At 55.6% G+C, this 20,103-nt stretch carries 19 protein-coding genes; 11 read left to right on the top strand and 8 right to left on the bottom strand.

The window, feature by feature from the left end; translation table 11 throughout:
* Positions 1–118 precede the first annotated feature (118 nt).
* The 4 genes from osmF to ACOTX4_RS07380 are packed head-to-tail and all read left to right on the top strand — an operon-like array spanning position 119 to position 3,870.
* Positions 119–1,036: a glycine betaine ABC transporter substrate-binding protein OsmF gene (osmF, locus tag ACOTX4_RS07395; protein ID WP_003859284.1), complete on the top strand. Its 918-nt coding sequence runs from the start codon at positions 119–121 to the stop codon at positions 1,034–1,036.
* A 12-nt stretch (positions 1,037–1,048) separates the two neighbouring features.
* Positions 1,049–2,206, top strand: a complete 1,158-nt coding sequence (locus ACOTX4_RS07390) for an ABC transporter permease (protein ID WP_003859282.1) — start codon at positions 1,049–1,051, stop codon at positions 2,204–2,206.
* A complete protein-coding gene (locus tag ACOTX4_RS07385) occupies positions 2,199–3,149 on the top strand; it encodes an ABC transporter ATP-binding protein (RefSeq protein WP_003859280.1) in 951 nt (316 codons plus the stop codon). The genes ACOTX4_RS07390 and ACOTX4_RS07385 overlap by 8 nt, the downstream gene beginning before the upstream one ends.
* Positions 3,133–3,870, top strand: a complete 738-nt coding sequence (locus ACOTX4_RS07380) for an ABC transporter permease (protein ID WP_003859277.1) — start codon at positions 3,133–3,135, stop codon at positions 3,868–3,870. Before ACOTX4_RS07385 ends, ACOTX4_RS07380 begins: the two co-directional genes overlap by 17 nt.
* Here the strand turns inward: ACOTX4_RS07380 and ACOTX4_RS07375 are convergent.
* Together ACOTX4_RS07375 and mlrA are read right to left on the bottom strand one after the other, a co-directional pair.
* A complete protein-coding gene (locus ACOTX4_RS07375; protein WP_022648678.1) occupies positions 3,845–3,958 on the bottom strand; it encodes a protein YohO in 114 nt (37 codons plus the stop codon). The genes ACOTX4_RS07380 and ACOTX4_RS07375 overlap by 26 nt on opposite strands.
* Positions 3,959–4,027: 69 nt before the next feature.
* Positions 4,028–4,768, bottom strand: coding sequence for an HTH-type transcriptional regulator MlrA (gene mlrA, locus ACOTX4_RS07370; protein WP_045350289.1), 741 nt, complete (start codon positions 4,766–4,768; stop codon positions 4,028–4,030).
* 218 nt (positions 4,769–4,986) lie between these two features.
* On the opposite strand from mlrA, the gene ACOTX4_RS07365 reads away from it, so the two are divergent.
* The 3 genes from ACOTX4_RS07365 to ACOTX4_RS07355 are packed head-to-tail and all read left to right on the top strand — an operon-like array spanning position 4,987 to position 7,902.
* Positions 4,987–6,672, top strand: coding sequence for a sensor histidine kinase (locus tag ACOTX4_RS07365; protein ID WP_003859271.1), 1,686 nt, complete (start codon positions 4,987–4,989; stop codon positions 6,670–6,672).
* Positions 6,666–7,385 (top strand): two-component system response regulator BtsR, encoded by a 720-nt coding sequence (gene btsR / locus ACOTX4_RS07360; protein ID WP_022648676.1) that lies wholly within the window; start codon positions 6,666–6,668, stop codon positions 7,383–7,385. The genes ACOTX4_RS07365 and btsR overlap by 7 nt, the downstream gene beginning before the upstream one ends.
* 46 nt (positions 7,386–7,431) lie before the next feature.
* Positions 7,432–7,902: a DUF1456 family protein gene (locus ACOTX4_RS07355; RefSeq protein ID WP_003859267.1), complete on the top strand. Its 471-nt coding sequence runs from the start codon at positions 7,432–7,434 to the stop codon at positions 7,900–7,902.
* A 109-nt stretch (positions 7,903–8,011) separates the two neighbouring features.
* Here ACOTX4_RS07355 and metG read toward each other — a convergent pair whose 3' ends face one another.
* Complete coding sequence (metG, locus tag ACOTX4_RS07350) at positions 8,012–10,045, bottom strand: methionine--tRNA ligase (RefSeq protein WP_023324959.1); 2,034 nt, start codon at positions 10,043–10,045, stop codon at positions 8,012–8,014.
* 137 nt (positions 10,046–10,182) lie between these two features.
* Between metG and apbC the strand changes: the two genes are divergently transcribed.
* Positions 10,183–11,292, top strand: coding sequence for an iron-sulfur cluster carrier protein ApbC (apbC, locus tag ACOTX4_RS07345; protein WP_045331175.1), 1,110 nt, complete (start codon positions 10,183–10,185; stop codon positions 11,290–11,292).
* A gap of 89 nt (positions 11,293–11,381) precedes the next feature.
* On the opposite strand, the gene ACOTX4_RS07340 is transcribed toward apbC, so the two are convergent.
* Positions 11,382–11,861 carry a GNAT family N-acetyltransferase gene (locus tag ACOTX4_RS07340; RefSeq protein WP_032609688.1) on the bottom strand — a complete coding sequence of 160 codons (480 nt, stop codon included), beginning with the start codon at positions 11,859–11,861 and terminating at the stop codon, positions 11,382–11,384.
* Positions 11,812–12,144 carry an RcnB family protein gene (locus tag ACOTX4_RS07335; protein ID WP_003859260.1) on the bottom strand — a complete coding sequence of 111 codons (333 nt, stop codon included), beginning with the start codon at positions 12,142–12,144 and terminating at the stop codon, positions 11,812–11,814. Before ACOTX4_RS07335 ends, ACOTX4_RS07340 begins: the two co-directional genes overlap by 50 nt.
* Positions 12,145–12,624: 480 nt before the next feature.
* Between ACOTX4_RS07335 and ACOTX4_RS07330 the strand changes: the two genes are divergently transcribed.
* Genes ACOTX4_RS07330 through ACOTX4_RS07320 form a run of 3 tightly spaced genes read left to right on the top strand, consistent with a single transcriptional unit; the run spans position 12,625 to position 16,411 of the window.
* Entirely contained in the window at positions 12,625–13,764 is a 1,140-nt protein-coding gene (locus tag ACOTX4_RS07330) for a polysaccharide export protein (RefSeq protein WP_045331179.1), read from the top strand.
* Positions 13,764–14,213 carry a protein-tyrosine-phosphatase gene (locus tag ACOTX4_RS07325; RefSeq protein ID WP_045331182.1) on the top strand — a complete coding sequence of 150 codons (450 nt, stop codon included), beginning with the start codon at positions 13,764–13,766 and terminating at the stop codon, positions 14,211–14,213. The genes ACOTX4_RS07330 and ACOTX4_RS07325 overlap by 1 nt, the downstream gene beginning before the upstream one ends.
* Positions 14,213–16,411 (top strand): polysaccharide biosynthesis tyrosine autokinase, encoded by a 2,199-nt coding sequence (locus ACOTX4_RS07320; RefSeq protein WP_023324956.1) that lies wholly within the window; start codon positions 14,213–14,215, stop codon positions 16,409–16,411. Before ACOTX4_RS07325 ends, ACOTX4_RS07320 begins: the two co-directional genes overlap by 1 nt.
* 44 nt (positions 16,412–16,455) lie before the next feature.
* On the opposite strand, the gene ACOTX4_RS07315 is transcribed toward ACOTX4_RS07320, so the two are convergent.
* The 3 genes from ACOTX4_RS07315 to ACOTX4_RS07305 all read right to left on the bottom strand — a co-directional run bounded on the left by ACOTX4_RS07315 (position 16,456) and on the right by ACOTX4_RS07305 (position 20,072).
* Positions 16,456–17,922 carry a pyridoxal phosphate-dependent decarboxylase family protein gene (locus ACOTX4_RS07315; protein ID WP_023304100.1) on the bottom strand — a complete coding sequence of 489 codons (1,467 nt, stop codon included), beginning with the start codon at positions 17,920–17,922 and terminating at the stop codon, positions 16,456–16,458.
* Between the two features lie 18 nt (positions 17,923–17,940).
* Positions 17,941–19,317 (bottom strand): diaminobutyrate--2-oxoglutarate transaminase, encoded by a 1,377-nt coding sequence (locus ACOTX4_RS07310; RefSeq protein WP_003859250.1) that lies wholly within the window; start codon positions 19,315–19,317, stop codon positions 17,941–17,943.
* Positions 19,318–19,628: 311 nt separating this feature from the next.
* Positions 19,629–20,072, bottom strand: a complete 444-nt coding sequence (locus tag ACOTX4_RS07305; RefSeq protein WP_032609683.1) for a hypothetical protein — start codon at positions 20,070–20,072, stop codon at positions 19,629–19,631.
* Between the last annotated feature and the right edge of the window lie 31 nt (positions 20,073–20,103).

Here is a 20,103-nt window from a genome sequence, read left to right as displayed (position 1 = left end):
CCCCCGCCTGGCGGGGGATGCCTCTCATCTTGTACGAAAAACGGTTAAATTCACTGTTTTAAGCTACGCTTTTCTCTCAAGCCTATGAAAAAGGCCACAAAATAATGAGGAAAGCAGAATGACGATGATTAAGGGGATAACAGGGTCGGCGGTGCTTCTGGCGGCGCTGAGCCTGCCGTTACAGGCCGCAGAGCCGGTTAAGGTGGGTTCCAAAATTGATACCGAGGGCGCGTTGCTCGGCAATATCATTTTGCAGGTACTCGAAAGCCACGGCGTGAAAACGGTCAATAAAGTACAGCTTGGCACCACGCCTGTCGTGCGCGGTGCCATCACTTCCGGCGAGCTGGATATCTACCCGGAATACACCGGCAACGGGGCATTCTTCTTCAAGGATGAAAACGATCCGGCCTGGAAAAATGCCAAAGCCGGGTACGAAAAAGTCAAAAAGCTGGACGCAGAAAAAAATAAGCTGGTCTGGTTAACGCCGGCACCGGCCAACAACACCTGGACCATCGCGGTGCGCAAAGATATCGCCGAGAAAGGCAAGCTCACCTCGCTTGACGATCTCAGCCGCTACCTGAAAGAGAAGGGCGAGTTTAAGCTCGCGGCCTCGGCAGAGTTTATCGAGCGCGCTGATGCCCTGCCAGCGTTTGAAAAAGCCTATGATTTCAAGCTCGATCAGGCACAGCTGCTCTCTCTGGCAGGCGGCGACACGGCAGTGACCATTAAGGCGGCGGCGCAGCAAACCTCCGGCGTCAACGCGGCGATGGCCTACGGCACAGACGGCCCGGTCGCGGCGCTTGGCCTGCAAACCCTGACCGACCCGAAAGGCGTTCAGCCTATTTACGCCCCAACCCCGGTCGTGCGCGAGGCGGTGCTGAAAGCCTACCCGGATATTGCGGAATGGCTCAAACCGGTATTTGAAAAACTGGATGCGAAAACGCTGCAACAGCTGAATGCCAGCATTGCCGTTGAGGGGCTGGATGCCAAAAAAGTGGCTGCCGACTTCCTGAAACAACAAGGGCTTGTGAAGTAACGGGATAAGGCTGTGCCAATAAAATGCCATAACCGCGTCCTGCTGCTGTTGGCCTGTGTGGCCATCGCGGCGGTCGCGTTACCTTTTGTGAATGTCGCGCCAAACCGTCTGGTGTCGGGCGAACCGCGCGCGCTCTGGCAGATCTGGGCATTTACGCCGCTGCTGCTGGGCGCGGCGCTGGCGAGTACTGTTGCTTTAGCCTTCTGGCCGGGGCGAACCGCCCTGTGGCTGACGTTTTTGCTCAGCGAAGCGCTGTTTATCGTACTGTTCTGGAGCGCGGGACAGGCGGCAACGCAGATGGCCGCGGTTGAAAGCCCGCTGGCGCGCACGTCGGTTGGTAGCGGGCTGTGGCTGTGGCTGGCACTTTGTCTGCTGGTCTGTAGCGATGCCATTCGCCGTCTGACGCCGCAACCCGTCTGGCGCTGGCTGCTGAACGCGCAATTCTGGGTTATCCCTCTGCTGATCCTCTTCAGCGGCGATCTGAATCAGCTCTCGCTGTTAAAAGAGTACGTCAACCGCCAGGAGGTATTTGACAACGCGCTGGCGCAACATCTGACGATCCTGTTCGGGACGCTGATCCCGGCGCTGCTGCTGGGCGTGCCGCTGGGCATGTGGTGCTACCGACATACCAGCCGCCAGGGCGCCGTCTTTACCGTGCTCAACGTTATTCAGACCATCCCCTCCGTCGCCCTGTTTGGCCTGCTGATTGCCCCCCTCGCCGGTCTGGTGAAATCCTTCCCTGCGTTGGCTGCGGCAGGCATTGCCGGAACCGGGCTGACGCCAGCGCTGATTGCCCTTGTGCTGTATGCGCTGCTGCCGCTGGTGCGCGGCGTGGTGGCGGGGTTAAGCCAGGTTCCGCCCGACGTGCTGGAAAGCGCCCATGCGATGGGGATGAGCGCGCGCCAGTGTTTCTGGAAAATACAGCTGCCGCTTGCGCTTCCGCTGCTGGTTCGCAGCCTGCGGGTGGTGACAGTGCAAACCGTGGGGATGGCGGTGATTGCCGCGCTGATCGGGGCGGGCGGCTTTGGGGCACTGGTCTTCCAGGGGCTGCTCAGTAGCGCGCTGGATCTGGTGTTGCTGGGCGTCGTGCCCACAATTGCGCTGGCGGTCGTACTGGATGCCCTGTTTGCCCTGTGGCTCGCGCTGCTCAGGAGAAGAGCCAATGATTGAATTTCATGATGTGAGTAAAACCTTTGCGGGCCGTCCGGCGGCAAGCCACCTTAATCTGCATTTTGCCGAGGGGGCGTTCTCGGTATTGATCGGGACATCGGGGTCGGGAAAATCCACGACGCTGAAGATGATCAATCGGCTGGTGGAACACGACAGCGGGACGATTCGCTTTGCCGGAGAGGAGATCCGCAGCCTGCCGGTGCTGGAGCTGCGGCGGCGTATGGGCTACGCCATTCAGTCCATCGGCCTGTTTCCCCACTGGACGGTGGCGCAGAACATTGCCACCGTGCCACAGCTGGAAAAATGGTCCCGGGGGAAGATCAATGAGCGTGTCGACGAACTGATGGCGCTGCTGGGCCTGGACGCGTCGCTTCGTAACCGCTATCCGCACCAGCTTTCCGGCGGACAGCAGCAGCGGGTCGGGGTGGCGCGCGCGCTGGCCGCTAACCCGCAGGTACTGCTGATGGATGAGCCCTTCGGCGCACTGGATCCGGTCACCCGCGGCGCACTTCAGGCCGAGATGAGCCGTATCCACCGTATTCTCGGGCGCACCATCGTGCTGGTGACGCATGATATCGACGAAGCACTGCGGCTGGCCGATCGTCTGGTACTGATGGATCACGGCGAAGTCGTCCAGCAGGGTACGCCGCTTGAGCTGTTAACCTCGCCGGCGAATGATTTTGTGCGTGAATTTTTTGGCCGCAGCGAGCTGGGCGTCAGGCTGCTCTCGCTGCGCACCGTCAGGGACTATCTGCGTCCGCAGGATGCGCAAATCGGTGGTGAACCGCTGCACGATGGGATGAGCCTGCGCGATGCCCTGTCGGCGTTTGTCGCCCGGCAGTGTGAGGTGTTACCCGTTTCGGACGGGCAGGGGACACCATGCGGGACGATCCATTTTCGCGATCTGCTGGCGGGGGAGGTGACGCGTGAAGTGGGTCCGTGATCCGTTACTCTGGCTGACAGGGCTGTTTATCGCCTTACTCTACCTGATGCCGCACAGCGCGGCGCTGTTTAATGCGCTTATTCCCGGGCTGCCACGTCCGGTATACCAGCAGGAGAGCTTTGTTAATCTCACCCTGGCGCACTTCTGGCTGGTGGCAGTGTCAAGTGTGATTGCCATCGTCCTGGGCACAGGCGCCGGTATTGCGGTGACGCGGCCTGCGGGCAGGGAGTTCCGTCCGCTGGTGGAGACCATCGCCGCAACGGGGCAGACCTTCCCGCCGGTGGCCGTGCTGGCGATTGCCGTGCCGGCGATCGGTTTTGGGCAGGAGCCTGCCATCATTGCGCTGATTTTGTACGGCGTGTTGCCCATTCTGCAAGGGACGCTGGCAGGGATTGCGGCGGTGCCTGCATCGGTGCTGAGCGTAGCGGAAGGAATGGGGATGAGCGCCTGGCAGCGGCTGGTGAAGGTCGAACTGCCGCTGGCCGCACCGGTGATTATCGCTGGCGTGCGAACGTCCGTGATAATCAACATTGGTACGGCAACCATCGCCTCGACGGTCGGAGCCAATACGCTGGGAACGCCGATCATTATCGGGTTAAGCGGGTTTAATACGGCTTACATTATTCAGGGGGCGATTCTGGTTGCGCTGGCGGCAATTGTGGTGGATCGCCTGTTTGAACGCCTGGCCGGATACCTCAGCCAACACCGCCGCGAACAATAAATGAATAACCTGCAAGCATAACGCCACCGATACCGCTGACAGCCATCAGTGCAAAAAGGGTAATTACGGCCAGTTTCGTTGCCTTCATCATGTGCTCCTGTTGTTAACGGAACAATTATACGGTGAAGCGCAGCTGTTAATGAACCATTAAATGCCGTTACGACGCATTTGGACCCAGTGAGTAAACGGGATAACCATGTTCGCGCCACTCCGTAAGGAGCTGCTGCTGGGAAGCGGAGGGGACTTCGCCGCACCAGACCAGCAGCGTCTGTCCCTCAAACAGTTCCGGCCTGAGCTGGGCCAGGGAGTGGGCAAGCACGTCAACGCGCCAGCCCTGCTGGGTGGCAATCCAGGCTTCGAGCCACAGCCGGGTGGTATCGTGTACGTTCCAGCCGATCACCAGTGCATCTTTGCTGTTTTTATTCCGCGCTGAGGCAAGACAGACGGAAATATAGTTAATCAGCACGCCATCAAGCATGCTGAGCAGCGCCTGTAAGGTGGTTTGCTGACACTGAAGCCGACGCCGTAGGGGAATAAAAAGATGAGTGATCAGGGTTTGCGCCGGGTAGTCTCGACCCTGTTCTTTGATCCAGCCGCGCAGACGCTGCAAATTGCCGGTCTGCAACAGCCTCAGCAGCGTTTCCTGCTGCTCGCGCCAGAGATGTTGCGTATCAGGATCGTCCTGGCTCAGAAGCGATTTTACCTTGCCGACCTGTACGCCGTTGTCGATCCAGCTTTTGATCTCGCGGATCCGGTCAATATCCGCATCGTTAAACAGGCGGTGCCCGCCGTCCGTTCTTTGCGGCTTAAGCAATCCATACCGTCGCTGCCACGCCCGTAGCGTAACGGGATTGATATCACACAGGAGTGCCACTTCACCTATTGTGTAAAGCGCCATTTTCGCCCCCAGGCTTGCGCGTCCCCAGCTTAACTGTAGACCCACTTTGCGGAACCAGGAAGATTTGATTTTTTTTTGTACAAATTATACGAAAGAAAGGTTATCTCCGGCAAAAGGTGTGATGACGGACACGATTTATCGCTTTTTTGGCACGTTTCAAAGAAAGTTAACCGCTATCAGTGTATGTTACGCGTTTTTAGAATGTGCGGTTTGTGAGTATGTACGAGTTTAATCTGGTGCTGCTGTTGCTTCAGCAGATGTGCGTGTTCCTTGTCATCGCCTGGTTGATGAGCAAAACGCGCCTGTTTATCCCGCTGATGCAGGTCACCGTCCGTCTGCCGCACAAATTCCTCTGCTACGTCGTATTTTCCATATTCTGCATTATGGGGACCTGGTTTGGTCTCCATATTGAGGATTCCATCGCCAATACGCGTGCCATCGGCGCGGTAATGGGCGGGCTGCTCGGAGGCCCGGTTGTCGGCGGTCTGGTGGGGTTAACCGGCGGCCTGCACCGCTATTCGATGGGCGGTATGACGGCGCTAAGCTGCATGATCTCCACCATTGTCGAAGGGCTGCTCGGTGGTCTCGTCCACAGCTATATGATTAAGCGCGGACGGCCGGATAAAGTGTTCAGTCCCCTTACCGCCGGGGCGATCACCTTCGTGGCGGAAATGGCGCAGATGGCGATCATCCTGCTGATCGCGCGCCCGTTTGACGATGCGTTACATCTGGTCAGCAGCATTGCCGCACCGATGATGGTCACCAATACCGTAGGTGCGGCGCTGTTTATGCGCATTCTGCTCGACAAACGCGCCATGTTCGAAAAATACACCTCGGCATTTTCTGCCACCGCCTTAAAAGTTGCGGCGTCGACGGAAGGGATCCTGCGGCAGGGATTCAACGAGGAGAACAGCATGAAGGTGGCGCAGGTGCTGTATAAAGAGCTGGATATCGGGGCCGTGGCGATTACCGATCGCGAAAAGCTGCTGGCGTTTACCGGCACCGGCGACGACCACCATCTGCCGGGCAAACCGATCTCATCGGCCTATACCCTGCGCGCTATTGAAACGGGTGAAGTGGTGTATGCCGACGGAAATGAAGTGCCGTACCGCTGTTCCCTGCATCCGCAGTGCAAACTCGGCTCTACGCTGGTCATTCCCCTGCGGGGCGAAAATCAGCGCGTTATGGGCACCATTAAGCTTTACGAAGCCAAAAACCGCCTGTTCAGCTCCATCAACCGCACGCTGGGGGAGGGGATCGCCCAGCTGCTTTCGGCGCAAATCCTGGCGGGGCAGTATGAACGGCAAAAAGCGCTGCTGACGCAGTCAGAAATTAAGCTCCTGCACGCTCAGGTGAATCCGCATTTCCTGTTTAACGCGCTTAACACGCTGAAAGCGGTGATCCGCCGCGACAGCGATCAGGCCGCGCAGCTGGTGCAATTTCTGTCGACCTTTTTCCGCAAAAATTTGAAGCGTCCCTCGGAGATCGTCACCCTCGCGGACGAGATTGAGCACGTAAACGCCTATCTGCAAATTGAAAAAGCGCGCTTCCAGTCACGTTTACAGGTGTCGTTATCCGTCCCGGATGAGCTGGCGTATCAGCATCTTCCGGCCTTTACCCTGCAACCGATTGTAGAGAACGCCATTAAGCATGGGACCTCGCAGCTGCTGGGTACCGGAGAAATCATGATTTCCGCGTCCCGTTTTAACCACCATCTGGTGCTGGATATTGAAGACAACGCGGGGCTGTATGAAGCTTCCGCGTCAGGCGGTCTGGGCATGAGCCTGGTGGATAAACGCCTGCGCGCGCATTTTGGTGACGACTGCGGTATCACCGTCGCCTGTGAGCCAGACCGCTATACCCGAATTACCTTACGATTGCCGCTGGAGGAGAACGCATGTTAAGAGTGCTGATTGTTGATGATGAGCCGTTAGCACGGGAAAACCTGCGTGTCCTGTTGCAGGAGCAGAGTGATATCGAGGTTGTGGGGGAATGTGCCAATGCCATTGAAGGCATCGGTGCGGTGCATAAACTGCGCCCTGACGTGTTGTTCCTCGATATTCAGATGCCGCGCATCAGCGGGCTGGAGATGGTCGGCATGCTCGACCCGGAGCACCGTCCCTATATCGTCTTTCTGACGGCCTTTGATGAGTACGCGGTAAAGGCGTTTGAAGAGCACGCGTTTGATTATCTGCTGAAACCGATTGAAGAGAAACGGCTTGAAAAGACCCTGACCCGTCTGCGCCAGGAGCGTACCGCGCAGGACGTGACGCTGCTGCCGGAGCATCAGCAGCCCCTGAAGTTTATCCCCTGTACCGGGCACAGCCGGATTTACCTTCTGCAAATGGACGACGTTGCTTTTGTCAGCAGCCGTCTGAGCGGGGTATACGTCACCAGCGCCGAAGGCAACGAAGGCTTTACCGAGCTGACCCTGCGCACGCTGGAGAGCCGCACGCCGCTGATCCGCTGCCATCGTCAGTATCTGGTGAACATGGCGCACCTGAAGGAGATCCGCCTGGAAGATAACGGCCAGGCCGAGCTGGTGTTACGTGCCGGGCAAACCGTTCCCGTCAGTCGTCGCTACCTGAAAAGTTTGAAAGAGGCGATAGGGCTGTAAAACTGGTACACTGCGCGCCATTGCATCATCGACATTCGAAGGCTCTATGCTAAGTAACGATATTCTTCGTAGCCTGCGCTACACCCTGAAAGCGAACAATAATGACATGGTGCGCATTCTTGCGCTTTCCGACATGGAATCCACGTCCGCCGGGTTCGACACCTGGATGACTAAAGAAGATGAAGAGGGTTTTGTTCGCTGCCCGGACATCATTCTGTCGGGCTTTCTGAACGGCCTGATCTACGACAAGCGCGGCAAAGATGAATCTGCTCCTGAGCTGGCGCTGGAGCGTCGGGTGAATAACAACACGGTGCTGAAAAAGCTGCGTATTGCTTTCTGCCTGAAAACTGACGACATTCTGGCGATCATGACCGAGCAGAAATTTCGCGTGTCGATGCCGGAAATCACCGCCATGATGCGCGCGCCGGATCATAAAAATTACCGCGAGTGTGGGGATCAATTTCTGCGTTATTTCCTGCGTGGGTTGACGCAGCGGGTGCATAACCAGAAGGGGTGATTTTTAGCCGGATGGCGGCTTCGCCTGACCCGGCCTACAAAACCCGTCGGCCCGTGCAAGCGTAGCGCCGCCAGGCAAAAAAAAGCCGGATTCTCATCCGGCTTTTTTATTACTTCACCTGCTGACCCGGCTTCGCGCCTTCGTCAGGGCTTAACAGGAAGATGTCTTTTCCGCCCGGGCCTGCGGCCATCACCATCCCTTCGGAGATGCCGAAGCGCATTTTACGCGGCGCCAGGTTTGCCACCATCACGGTCTGACGACCGATCAGCACCTGCGGATCAGGGTACGCGGAACGAATGCCGGAGAAGACGTTACGTTTCTCGCCGCCCAGATCCAGCGTCAGACGCAGCAGTTTGTCAGAGCCTTCCACGAACTCCGCGTTTTCGATCAGCGCCACGCGCAGGTCGACTTTAGCGAAATCATCAAAGGTGATGGTCTCCTGAATCGGATCGTCCGCCAGCGGGCCGGTCACCGGTGCGGCAGCCGCTTTCACCTCTTCTTTGGATGCTTCCACCAGGGCTTCAACCTGCTTCATCTCGATGCGGTTGTACAGCGCTTTAAAGGTGTTCACCTTGTGGCCGAGCAGCGGCTGCTGGATGGCATCCCAGGTCAGTTCGGTGTTCAGGAATGCTTCCGCGCGGGCTGCCAGCTGCGGCAGAACCGGCTTCAGCCAGGTCATCAGCACGCGGAACATGTTCAGACCCATGGTGCAGATCGCCTGCAAGTCGGCGTCGCGACCTTCCTGTTTCGCCACCACCCACGGCGCCTGCTCGTCCACATAGCGGTTGGCCACGTCTGCCAGCGCCATGATTTCGCGAATGGCTTTACCGAATTCACGGCTTTCCCAGGCTTCGCCAACCGCAGCGGCGGCGTCGGTGAAGGTTTTATACAGCTCAGGATCGGCCAGTTCGGCAGAAAGCACGCCGTCAAAGCGTTTGGCGATAAAACCTGCGTTACGGGACGCCAGATTCACCACCTTGTTGACGATGTCCGCGTTCACGCGCTGCACGAAATCTTCCAGGTTCAGGTCGATATCGTCGATGCGGGAAGAGAGCTTCGCGGTGTAGTAGTAGCGCAGGCTGTCCGCGTCGAAGTGGTTCAGCCAGGTGCTGGCCTTAATAAACGTCCCGCGAGATTTAGACATCTTCGCGCCGTTCACCGTTACGTAGCCATGTACGAACAGGTTGGTCGGCTTGCGGAAGTTGCTGCCTTCCAGCATTGCTGGCCAGAACAGGCTGTGGAAGTAAACGATGTCTTTACCGATGAAGTGATACAGCTCGGCATCGGAATCTTTCTTCCAGTATTCGTCGAAGCTTACGGTGTCGCCGCGCTTGTCACACAGATTCTTGAAGGAGCCCATGTAGCCAATCGGCGCATCCAGCCAGACGTAGAAATATTTGCCCGGTGCGTTCGGGATTTCGAAGCCAAAGTATGGCGCATCGCGGGAGATATCCCATTGTTGCAGACCGGATTCGAACCACTCCTGCATTTTGTTCGCGACCTGCTCCTGCAATGCACCGCTGCGGGTCCACGCCTTCAGCATTTCGCTGAACGACGGCAGGTCGAAGAAGAAGTGCTCGGAGTCACGCATCACCGGCGTCGCGCCGGAAACCACGGATTTCGGTTCGATAAGCTCGGTGGGGCTGTAGGTCGCGCCGCACACTTCGCAGTTATCGCCGTACTGGTCCGGGGATTTACATTTCGGACAGGTGCCTTTAACGAAACGGTCCGGCAGGAACATGCCTTTTTCCGGATCGTACAGCTGAGAAATGGTGCGGTTTTTAATGAAACCGTTCTCTTTCAGACGGGTGTAGATCAGCTCCGACAGCTCGCGGTTTTCGTCGCTGTGTGTGGAGTGATAGTTGTCATAGCTGATGTCAAAGCCAGCAAAATCGGTCTGATGCTCCTGACTCATTTCGGCGATCATCTGTTCCGGGGAAATGCCCAGCTGCTGCGCTTTCAGCATGATCGGCGTGCCGTGGGCATCGTCCGCACAGATAAAGTTCACCTCGTGGCCGCGCATTCGCTGGTAACGGACCCAGACATCAGCCTGGATATGCTCCAGCATGTGGCCGAGGTGGATTGAGCCGTTGGCGTACGGCAGGGCGCACGTTACCAGAATTTTTTTCGCGACTTGAGTCATAGTAGGCATTACTTCTTTTAACTGTGAAAAGGGTTTTCGATATTACCAAAAGGGGCATTATTAAGTAAGCACAAACCGCGGCCTTTCAGGTAAACTTGTTTGTCTAAGGTCTTATTCACAAGAACAAAGGAGTCGGGATGAGTTCTCAATCCCAGGCCAAATCACCGGAAGCCTTACGAGCAATGGTCGCCGGGACGCTGGCTAATTTTCAGCATCCAACCCTGAAGCACAATCTCACGACGCTGAAAGCGCTTCATCACGTCGCATGGCTGGACGATACGCTTCACATCGAGCTACAGATGCCGTTCGTCTGGACCAGCGCCTTTGATGCCCTGAAAGAGCAAACCAGCTCTGAGCTGCTGCGCATTACCGGCGCAAAAGCAATTGACTGGAAGCTAAGCCACAGCATCGCCACGCTCAAGCGCGTGAAAAATCAGCCGGGCGTTAACGGCGTGAAGAACATCATCGCCGTCAGCTCTGGCAAGGGCGGGGTGGGTAAATCATCTACCGCCGTGAATCTGGCGCTTGCACTGGCGGCAGAAGGGGCGAAGGTCGGCATTCTGGATGCGGATATCTATGGCCCGTCCATTCCAAACATGCTGGGGGCGGAAAACCAGCGTCCAACTTCGCCGGACGGCACCCACATGGCGCCAATCGTGGCGCACGGTCTGGCGACCAACTCCATTGGTTACCTGGTCACGGACGATAACGCAATGGTCTGGCGTGGCCCGATGGCCAGCAAGGCGCTGCTGCAAATGTTGCAGGAGACAATGTGGCCTGACCTCGATTATCTGGTGCTGGACATGCCGCCGGGCACCGGTGATATCCAGCTGACGCTGGCGCAGAACATTCCGGTTACCGGCGCCGTCGTAGTCACCACGCCGCAGGATATCGCGCTGATCGACGCCAAAAAAGGCATCGTCATGTTCGAGAAGGTAGAGGTGCCGGTACTGGGTATCGTCGAGAACATGAGCATGCATATTTGCAGCAACTGCGGGCACCATGAGCCCATCTTTGGTACCGGCGGTGCGGAGAAGCTGGCTGCGCAGTATCACACCCAGCTGCTGGGGCAGATGCCGCTGCATATTTCCTTGCGTGAAGACCTGGACAGCGGGAAACCAACGGTGGTCAGCCGCCCGGACAGCGAATTTGCCCAGATGTATCGCCAGCTTGCAGGGCGCGTTGCGGCGCAGCTCTACTGGCAGGGGGAAGTGATCCCGAGTGAAATCGCCTTCCGCGCGGTGTAACGCCTCTGCGCGTTAGTGCCGGGTGACGGCTTTGCCTTACCCGGCCTACCTCGATTTTGTAGGTCAGGTAAGCATAGCGCCACCTGACTTTACCCAAGCCGATAGTGCATCAAATAATACTCCCCGTCCGGAGAATCTCCCGTCGCTTCAATGTGCCAGCCGTGGCGATGGTAAAACGCAATAGCCCGTTCATTCTTCACCAGACACTTCAGCGCGCCTGTACTGGTAAACGTCTTCTGTACCTGTTCCAGTAACAAATGACCCACTCCCAGACGCTGATACTGCGGATCGACAAACAGGTTGTGCAGAAAATTATCGTTCGTCCAGACTGAGGCAAAGCCAAGTCGGTGCCCATCCTGCTCCGCCACCCAAATCTCTTCGTCCAGGGTTGCCGCGTCAAAATCTTCAAGCTGCCACGCAGAACTGTCCAGCCACGGCCAGGCTTCACGCCGGGCGTGGAGGAACAGCGTGCGCAGGAAAGGGCGATCGCTCTCCTGCCACGGACGGATTAGGATCGTATCAGCGGTGATAGAAAATATCTCCGTTATAGGCTTTGTAGATTTTGCCATCGGCATCGCCAATCAGAACATAATTCTCGCCCATGTAGGTCCAGTGTGTGCCGGCATCGGGCGCAGGAAGGTTACGTAGCTGGTACTGTTTGATGGTGTACTCGGGCGTCTGATACTGCGCGGGCGCGGTGTCGCCAATTTTGAACTTCGTAAAATCGGCAATAAACTCTTGTTCTTCGTAGGCCTTGATGCCGGAAGGCGCTGTCGACGCTTGCGGTGCAGCGTGCGCGGCCCCCGCCAGTGACACTAATACACCCAGAAGCAACAATTTACGCTTAGCCATTTTTTCTCCAGTCATATCGTTACTGATACTTTTTGTGTGCAGATCCGCAAACGGATGGCAGACAGTTCATTTTAAGTATCCTCACAGGGTGAGTTTGCAAAAAATGTAACAAAAGCGCACGGTTTTGTGTAGTCGCAACCGTCATTAATTATTTCTTCGATGAATAAATATTGGCTTACGCAGATAACATAATTATGGGTTTATTAATTAATTCTGAAAAAACTTTTTCAAAGCAAATTTACAAAGATCCAGGCATGCATTAAACGAATAGAACATTTAAGATTGCCCGAAACCCTCATTCCTAATCCGTAAGTCAGACGATGCATGGCTGTAAAAGCCAGGCCGCAGGAATGCTGTGGTTTTTTAAATATTACTGCCATCACTGTTAATTAATTTAGCGGTAAGGGGTTGTTTTAGAATGGAAAGCATCATTTCGGCACGTATTCGATAATCAATACTATAAAAAGATATTTTTACTCAATGAAAAACACAACAGTCTTTTCGATATTGTTTTTAATTATTACGCCATTATCTGGCTGCGTATTTTCACCGGGTCAGCATCTGGATCTTGCTGGAAAACAGGTGATGGCCACAGAAAATGCAAACGATCGTCTGGAGAAGCGGATTGATGTTTATCCTCTTACGCCTTCGTTAATTGAAAAATTGCGACCATCGGCCCTGAAATCTCAGGCAAATCCTAAGCTGGATGAACAGGTCAAAAACTGGGAATACCGTATCGGCGTTGGGGATATTTTGACTGTCACCGTCTGGGATCACCCTGAACTGACAACCCCGGCAGGGCAGTATCGCAGCGCCAGTGACACCGGTAACTGGGTTAATGCCGACGGTACGCTTTTCTATCCTTATGTCGGTAAATTGCAGGTGGCAGGCAAAACGGTCGCACGGGTACGCGAGGAGATCACGGCCCGGCTGAACAATGTCATTGAAAGTCCGCAGGTGGACGTCAGCGTCGCCTCTTTCCGCTCGCAAAAAGCCTATGTGACGGGCGAGGTGGTGAAGTCGGGGCAGCAGGCTATCACCAATATCCCGTTAACGGTAATGGATGCCGTGAACGCCGCAGGGGGGCTCTCTGCCGACGCGGACTGGCGCAATGTCGTGCTGACGCATAATGGGAAGGATATGCGCCTCTCGCTATATGCGCTGATGCAGCATGGCGATCTCACCCAAAATAAGCTGCTCTATCCCGGCGATATTCTGTTTGTCCCCCGTAACGATGCGCTGAAAGTGTTCGTCATGGGCGAGGTCGTTAAACAGAGCACGCTGAAAATGGATCGCAGCGGCATGACCCTGGCCGAAGCGCTGGGCAATGCGGGTGGGCTGAACCAGAATATGGCCGATGCCACCGGAATTTTTGTCATTCGTTCGCTGCCGAAAAGCGAGCGTTCAGAGAAAATTGCCAACATCTACCAGCTCAATGCTCAGGACGCATCAGCCATGGTGTTAGGCACCGAGTTTCAGCTTGAGCCTTATGACATTGTCTATGTCACCACTGCACCACTGTCCCGCTGGAATCGCGTGATATCACAGCTTGTTCCGACCATCAGCGGGGTGCATGACCTTACCGAAACGGTTCGTTACATCAGATCGTGGCCGCAATAATGTTCAAATCAATACTCGTGGTTTGCACCGGAAATGTCTGCCGTTCTCCGATTGGGGAGCGGCTTTTACGCCAGCACCTGCCCGACAGACATATCGCCTCGGCGGGGATATACGGGCTTGAGGGGTGCCCGGCGGATGACAGCGCCCAGGACGTCGCCTGGCGGCATGGGATCTCCCTCGACGGTCATGTGGCGCGCCGGCTGACACGCAATCTGATGCAGGGAGCCGATCTTATCCTGGTGATGGAGCCGGAACATCTTCGCTTCATTGCGGCCATGGCGCCGGAGAGCAGGGGAAAGTCGCTGCTTTTTGGGCAATGGCTGGAGCCGCAGGATATCCCCGATCCCTACCGTAAAAGCCGGGAAGCGTTTGAATATGTGTTCGGGCTATTGGGTAAAGCCAGCCAGGAATGGGCACGTCGTTTAGGTCAGAAAGGAATGAAGCATTAATGTCGTCTTACACAACAGACAATTATGGTGCAGCGGCACCCCAACAACATGAAGTCGATCTCGTTCGTTTGCTCGTCGAGATGATCGACCACCGCACGATGATTCTGTGCGTGACATTCCTGTTCACCCTATGCGCCGGTCTCTATGCCTGGGTTACGCCCCCTGTTTATCAGGCGGATGCCATGGTGCAAATAGAAAGCAAACAGGATAACAGTCTGCTTAAAGGGTTGAGTCAGCTGGGCACCGATGTTTCGCCGGATGTTGCCCCTGAAATTTTACTGCTGAAATCACGCATGATCCTCGGCGAGACCGTCGACAAATTAGGTCTGACGCAGCAGGCAAAGCAGCGCGTTTTGCCTGTGGTGGGGCGTCTCTGGCAGCGTCTGCAAGGGCGTGGGCAGGGTAAGATCACGTTAGGCGAACTCCAGATCCCGCAGGTGGAAGGCAAAGCGCAAGAGCTCACGCTGACCGTACAGGAAGCGGGAAAATATCACCTGACGGGCGAAAACATTGAGGCAGACGGTCGGGTTGGGAAAACGCTGGTCACGCAAGGGATCGTTCTGCTGGTGACGTCGATTGAGGCGACGCCAGGCACGCAATTTTCGCTTAAATCGTTGACGCGGCTGGAGACGATCAACGCCCTGAAGAAGAGCCTCACGGTTGCGGAGTCGGAGAAACAGAGTGGTATCGTGACCTTAACCCTGACGGGTGAAGATCCTGACAACATCGCCCGGGTGCTGAATGCGATTGCTGACAATTATCTTCAGCAAAATATCGCGCGCCAGGAGGCTCAGGATTCTCGTAGTCTGGATTTTTTACAAGAGCAGTTGCCGAAAATCAGAGCGGATCTGGATCAGGCTGAAGCACGGCTGAATGCTTATCGGGCGCAGCGTGACTCGGTGGATCTGTCTTTAGAGGCAAAATCCGTACTGGATCAGGTAGTGAACGTTGAGAACCAGCTAAATGAGCTGACGTTCCGGGAGGCAGAGATCTCCCAGCTCTTTAAAAAGAGTCACCCTACCTATCGTGCATTGCATGAAAAGAGACAGACCCTTGAGCGGGAACGGGATCGCCTGAATAACCGTGTGTCAGCTATGCCCTCCACGCAGCAGGAGATTTTACGCCTGAGCCGCGATGTTGAGTCGGGCCGCACCATTTATTTACAGCTATTGACGCGTCAGCAGGAGCTGAATATTTCCCGCTCCAGCGCTGTCGGGAACGTGAGGATCATTGATGAGGCGGTTACGCACCCGGATCCGATAAAGCCGCGAAAAGCGTTAATCATCATTCTTGGCGCGCTGTTCGGCCTAATGCTCGCAATGGGGACCGTGCTGGTACGCCAGGCGTTCAAACGTGGGATCACGCTTTCCGAGCAGCTGGAAGCGCAGGGGCTGCCGGTTCTGGCTACGTTGCCACGTTCCCAGTGGCTGTGGAGTAAAACGCATTTGCGCAGAAAAAATCCGTTCTCTCGTCGCTGGAAACACAAAACCTCGGATGTGCCTTTCCTGCCCGTCGATCGCCCTGCTGATATGTTTGTTGAAGCGGTACGCGGGCTGCGAACCAGTCTGTATTTCGCCATGATGGAGGCTGAGAACCGCATTGTGATGATTTCTGGCCCCACTCAGGACTGCGGAAAAACGCTGGTGGCGACGAATCTGGCGGCCGTCGCCGGGCAGAGCGGTCAGCGGGTGCTGTTTATTGATGCGGATATGCGCCAGGGCTATGTTCATAATATTTTTGGCCTGGAGAACCGCTACGGATTGTCCTGCCTGCTCGAAGGGAAATGCGACTTTACGGAGGTCATTCAGCATGCTGAAAAAGCGGGAATTGACGTCATCACCTGCGGCCCGGAACCCCTGCGCCCGTTAGAATTGCTGTTAAGCGAACGCTTCCTTGACATCATGTCCTGGGTTAACGAGCAATATGACATTGTCATCATCGATACACCGCCAGTCCTGGCCGTCACCGATGCCTCGCTGGTCGCCAGAGCAGCCGGAACAACGCTAATGGTTGCCCGTTTCGATAAAACCAGCGTGAAAGAGATGGAGAATACTGTTAAACGTCTCCAGCATGTTGGTGTGAAGGTCAGCGGCACAATCCTCAACGATATTGTTAAATCCGCAGCGCTGTTTTACAGCTCGGGGTACAGCCAGTGTGACTACGGTTATGCTTCGAGGAAAAAAGGAGACAGGCGTTAGCGCGGGAAAAACAATCCCTCTCCCGGGTGGGAGAGGGATAAGCATTACTTCGCCATCACTTCCTGCGCGGTACGCTCAACCAGAGACAGCAGGATTTTTACGTCCTCCAGCGTCACGGTTGGGTTCAGCAGGGTCAGCTTCAGGCAGGTGATACCGTTATGCTCGGTCACACCGACGTTTGCACGGCCAGACTCCAGCAGCGCATCGCCAATTTTCTGGTTCAGCAGGGCAATACCGGCGTCATCCATTTGCGCCTGCGGACGGAAGCGGAACAGCACGCTTGCCAGCTGGGGTTGCATCACCAGTTCCAGAGCAGACTGCTCTTTCACGTAAGCCGCAACCTGCTGTGCCAGCGTCACGCCGTGATCGATGATTGCCGCGTATTGCTCCTGACCCAGCGCTTCCAGGCTCATCCACAGTTTCAGCGCGTCGAAACGGCGCGTGGTTTGCAGAGATTTGGAGACCAGGTTAGGTACACCTGCTTCTTCATCGAACTCAGAGTTCAGATAGGCCGCCTGATAGCGCATCAGCTCATAGTGACGCGCTTCTTTCAGCAGGAACGCACCGCAGCTGATGGTCTGGAAGAACTGCTTGTGGAAGTCCAGGGTGACAGAATCCACCAGCTCGATACCGTCCAGGTAGTGACGATACTGCTCAGACATCAGCAGCGCGCCGCCCCAGGCCGCATCAACGTGCACCCAGATATTCTGTTTCGCAGCCAGCTCAGCAATAGCACGCAGCGGATCGATAGCACCCGCATCGGTCGTACCGGCCGTGGCCACAATCGCCAGGATCTGCTCGCCGTTCGCGTTGCACTGTTCGATTTTCGCCGCCAGATCGGTGAGATCCATGCGGGAGAATTCGTCCGTTTTCACCTGCACCACGGACTGGTAGCCCAGACCCATCAGCGCCATGTTTTTCTGCACGGAGAAGTGTGCGTTTTCCGAGCACAGAACGCGGATCTTACGCAGATCGCCTGTCAGACCGTCCTGCTGAACAGAATGGCCCTGACGCGCAAAGAACGCGTCACGCGCCAGCATCAGCCCCATCAGGTTACTCTGGGTACCGCCGCTGGTGAAAACGCCTGCGTCGCCAGCCTGATAACCCACGCGGGTACGCAGCCACTCGATCAGTTTGATCTCAATGATGGTTGCGGACGGGCTTTGATCCCAGGAGTCCATACTCTGGTTGGTGGCGTTAATCAGTACTTCCGCCGCCTGGCTAACCACCAGGCTTGGGCAGTGTAGATGCGCCACGCACTGCGGGTGATGAACGGACAAGCTGTCTTTCAGGAAGAACTCCACGGCGCGTTCAATCGCCGCTTCGTTGCCCAGCCCTTTCGGGTTGAAATCCAGCTTAATACGGTCGCGCAGCTCCGCGACCGTTTTGCCCTGGTACATCTCAGGCTGTTTAAGCCACTGCATCACAGCCTGAGTGCTTTGTTCAATCGCCTGCTGGTAAGCTTCAATGCTCTGCGCAGAGGAGAACAAAATTGGGTTTGAATCAGACATCGTAATCAATAACTCCGGTTACGCCGGGCTAACGCCCGCAGCAAGCAGTGCCTGCTCGAATTTATCCAGGAAGACTTTCAGCTCGTCATCGCTGATCAGCAGAGAAGGCAGCAGACGCAGAACGATACCGTTACGGCCGCCACGCTCCAGAATCAAGCCTGCTTCGAAGCACTTCTTCTGAATCAGTGCAGACAGCTCGCCGTCGCCCGGGAAGCAACCCATGTGGTCAGCGGCTTCGTGCGGCTTAACGATCTCAATACCGATCATCATGCCCAGACCGCGAACGTGACCGATAACCGGATAGCGTTTCGCCATCTCTTTCAGCTGGCCTTTCAGCCATTCGCCCTGTGCGGCCACTTTGCTCGCGATATTCTGGTCTTTCAGGATCTTCAGCGTCGTCAGACCGGTTGCCATCGCCAGCTGGTTGCCGCGGAAGGTACCGGTATGGTGGCCTGGCGCCCATGCATCGAACTGCTTTTTGATACCGAGCACGGCCAGCGGCAGACCGCCACCGACTGCTTTAGACATCACGATGATGTCTGGCTCGATACCTGCGTGTTCGAAGGCAAAGAATTTACCGGTACGGGCAAAGCCAGCCTGGACTTCGTCGAGGATCAGCAGGATACCGTGTTCCTGAGTGACTTTACGGATGCGCTGCAACCACTCAACAGGTGCCGGGTTCACGCCACCTTCACCCTGAACGGCTTCGAGGATCACCGCGGCAGGTTTACGCACGCCGCTTTCAACGTCGTTAATCAGATTTTCGAAGTAGTAGGTCAGCGCCTTCACGCCCGCTTCACCACCGATACCCAGTGGGCAACGGTACTCGTGTGGGTAAGGCATGAACTGGACTTCTGGCATCATACCGTCAACCGCTTCTTTAGGAGACAGGTTGCCGGTGACGGACAGTGCGCCGTGGGTCATACCGTGGTAACCACCAGAGAAACTGATGATACCGCTACGACCGGTCACTTTTTTCGCCAGCTTCAGCGCCGCTTCAACGGCGTCAGCCCCGGACGGGCCAGTGAATTGCAGGCAGTACTCTTTGCCCTGACCAGGCAACAGAGAGAGAAGGTATTCTGAAAACGCGTCTTTCAGCGGCGTGGTCAGATCCAGGGTATGTAACGGCAAGCCGCTGGTAATGACATTTTGGATGCTTTTCAGCACATCAGGATGATTGTGTCCAAGCGCGAGGGTGCCTGCGCCTGCTAAACAGTCAAGGTATTCTTTATTATCTGCATCGGTGATCCACACGCCTTCTGCTTTTGTGATCGCTAAAGGCAGTTTGCGCGGATAACTCCTGACGTTAGATTCAAATTCGGCCTGACGGGCCAGATAGGTTTCGTTGCTTTTGTGGGCATCTACGGTGTCAATACGGACTTTATCCGTCATCATATCACTCCTACAACCGCCGCTTCGTTATGAGCCACGATTGAATAAAAAGTTAAAAAACAGATGGGGCCTGAAAAAAACGCCGCCAATATAGAGCCTTTTGTCACCGGGCTCAATGGTTAATTTGTTTACTGTTTTGTGACACAGGGCGCAGGGCAGGGAAGAACGCCGTTTGTATGGGGAAGATTGCACTTCATGCTAAATAAAAACAGCAGCTTACGTATGATTTGTCAGCATTGTAAAATCAGACAAAAGAGTGTGACAAATCGTGCGATTGGCAGGCGAAAAGGAGGCAGAGAGCCTCCTTACGCTGTTTATTTCTGACTAACGCGTAAAACGCCGTGTTCGCGTCCCTTCGTTTTATTCCATGACGCGTCCGTAATACCGTTTTCATCCAGGCTTATCGATATCACAAAACCGTTACCATGGATCTCATAGAAATTCGCATTCAGACGTTTAACGCTGGCTTTTTTGCCGTTCACGGTAGCGCTAAAAAAGCCGTTAGAAAGCGTGGCGTTAACCGTATCCGACGAGAACGAGGCTTCACGCAGGGGATCGTGAACGGATGCCGTTGGTTCGTGTTGTGCCGTGTTTTCCGCTTTGGTTTTGCTGACATCGCAAGAGCCATTGCCAGCGCTAATTTGCGTGCATCCCGAACGCTCTAATTGAGCGCGATAATGGGCGTTTATGGCGTGCGCAGGCGAGACACAACCTGCAAGCACGGTACCACTTATGACTAACATCATTAATTTTTTCATTTTATTGCCTTAAAAACGACACAAATACCAG

It is taken from the genome of Enterobacter cloacae complex sp. IR5459 (assembly GCF_049238005.1).
GTDB lineage: Bacteria > Pseudomonadota > Gammaproteobacteria > Enterobacterales > Enterobacteriaceae > Enterobacter > Enterobacter hormaechei_C.
The sequence above is the reverse complement of the archived record's forward strand: the minus strand, read 5'-3'. Positions and strand labels throughout refer to the sequence as shown.

Bases quoted from the DNA above. Each gene is read 5' to 3' on its own strand.
- osmF (WP_003859284.1), top strand. From the start codon at position 119: ATGACGATGATTAAGGGGATAACAGGGTCGGCGGTGCTTCTGGCGGCG.
- ACOTX4_RS07355 (WP_003859267.1), top strand. From the start codon at position 7,432: ATGCTAAGTAACGATATTCTTCGTAGCCTGCGCTACACCCTGAAAGCG.
- ACOTX4_RS07385 (WP_003859280.1), top strand. From the start codon at position 2,199: ATGATTGAATTTCATGATGTGAGTAAAACCTTTGCGGGCCGTCCGGCG.
- ACOTX4_RS07365 (WP_003859271.1), top strand. From the start codon at position 4,987: ATGTACGAGTTTAATCTGGTGCTGCTGTTGCTTCAGCAGATGTGCGTG.
- ACOTX4_RS07330 (WP_045331179.1), top strand. From the start codon at position 12,625: ATGAAAAACACAACAGTCTTTTCGATATTGTTTTTAATTATTACGCCA.
- ACOTX4_RS07375 (WP_022648678.1), bottom strand. From the start codon at position 3,958: ATGAAGGCAACGAAACTGGCCGTAATTACCCTTTTTGCACTGATGGCT.
- apbC (WP_045331175.1), top strand. From the start codon at position 10,183: ATGAGTTCTCAATCCCAGGCCAAATCACCGGAAGCCTTACGAGCAATG.
- ACOTX4_RS07320 (WP_023324956.1), top strand. From the start codon at position 14,213: ATGTCGTCTTACACAACAGACAATTATGGTGCAGCGGCACCCCAACAA.
- ACOTX4_RS07310 (WP_003859250.1), bottom strand. From the start codon at position 19,317: ATGATGACGGATAAAGTCCGTATTGACACCGTAGATGCCCACAAAAGC.
- ACOTX4_RS07305 (WP_032609683.1), bottom strand. From the start codon at position 20,072: ATGAAAAAATTAATGATGTTAGTCATAAGTGGTACCGTGCTTGCAGGT.
- btsR (WP_022648676.1), top strand. From the start codon at position 6,666: ATGTTAAGAGTGCTGATTGTTGATGATGAGCCGTTAGCACGGGAAAAC.
- ACOTX4_RS07315 (WP_023304100.1), bottom strand. From the start codon at position 17,922: ATGTCTGATTCAAACCCAATTTTGTTCTCCTCTGCGCAGAGCATTGAA.
- mlrA (WP_045350289.1), bottom strand. From the start codon at position 4,768: ATGGCGCTTTACACAATAGGTGAAGTGGCACTCCTGTGTGATATCAAT.
- ACOTX4_RS07325 (WP_045331182.1), top strand. From the start codon at position 13,764: ATGTTCAAATCAATACTCGTGGTTTGCACCGGAAATGTCTGCCGTTCT.
- ACOTX4_RS07335 (WP_003859260.1), bottom strand. From the start codon at position 12,144: ATGGCTAAGCGTAAATTGTTGCTTCTGGGTGTATTAGTGTCACTGGCG.
- ACOTX4_RS07340 (WP_032609688.1), bottom strand. From the start codon at position 11,861: ATGGCAAAATCTACAAAGCCTATAACGGAGATATTTTCTATCACCGCT.
- metG (WP_023324959.1), bottom strand. From the start codon at position 10,045: ATGACTCAAGTCGCGAAAAAAATTCTGGTAACGTGCGCCCTGCCGTAC.